This is a genomic window from Mycobacterium sp. E2989 (genome assembly GCF_001667595.1).
Taxonomy (GTDB): Bacteria; Actinomycetota; Actinomycetes; order Mycobacteriales; family Mycobacteriaceae; genus Mycobacterium.
Genome location: NZ_LZJX01000015.1, coordinates 1 through 832 on the forward strand (window position 1 = coordinate 1; position 832 = coordinate 832).

General features: G+C 70.1%; 2 protein-coding genes. One reads left to right on the forward strand and one right to left on the reverse strand.

The window, feature by feature from the left end:
* Positions 1 to 413: TetR/AcrR family transcriptional regulator (locus A5680_RS03415; RefSeq protein ID WP_156674995.1), on the reverse strand; the 413-nt coding region annotated here is incomplete at its 3' end.
* A gap of 101 nt (positions 414 to 514) precedes the next feature.
* On the opposite strand from A5680_RS03415, the gene A5680_RS03420 reads away from it, so the two are divergent.
* The coding region (locus A5680_RS03420) for a TetR/AcrR family transcriptional regulator (RefSeq protein ID WP_156674996.1) at positions 515 to 832 on the forward strand (318 nt) is incomplete at its 3' end.

Here is an 832-nt window from a genome sequence, read left to right on the forward strand (position 1 = left end):
TGGAATCCCGCGCCGGCCTCGAGGTGCGGATCCAGCGCCCCGGTGCCCTGCGCGCGGATCACCCACTCGAATGCGGCAAGGTGGGGATGCTCGCGCATCAACCGGTTCGTCTCGTCCAACACCGCCGCGAGGCGTTCGACCACGCCGTCGGCCCGTTCGGCCGCGGCCTGCAGCCGCGGCAGCGCGATTCCCTCGATCTCCTCGACGGCGGCGTCCAGCAGCTCGGACTTGTTCGCAAAGTAGTGATACAGGCTGCCGCTGGTCATGTCGGCGGCCCGCGCGATCTCGCGAATAGTGGTGCGGGAGTAGCCCATCTCGGCCACGCACCGCATCGCCGCGGCGATGACGCGCGCGCGGGTCTGCTCGCCATCGGCACCCACCGGGCGCCCCAGCTGTGACGGCAGAACGCTCATTTGCCTCCGCGAACCCCCGGGCTAATCGATCAGTCGATTATATTCGATGCTGTCGGGCTTCGAGAGCCCGGCGGACAGGACACGCGAGTGGGCGGAGCACGGTGACGCGGGCGCAGCGGGGACGCCCGGTGGGCGCCAGCGGCGAGGACACCCGCCAGCGAATCATCGTGGCCACCATGCGTTGTGTGGCCACGGCGGGCTACTCCCGCGCCACCATCCGTGAGATCGCCCGCACCGCGAACGTCACCAGCGCCAGCCTCTACAACTACTTTCCCAACAAGGCCGAACTGATCAAGGCCGCGATCGCGGCGCGAACCGACGTCGCGCTGCCACGGCTGCGGGCGGCCGCGGCGCGATCCGGCGACGCCGTCGACCGCATCGAGGCGGTGCTCGACGAATCGGGCCGGTTGATGCGCGAG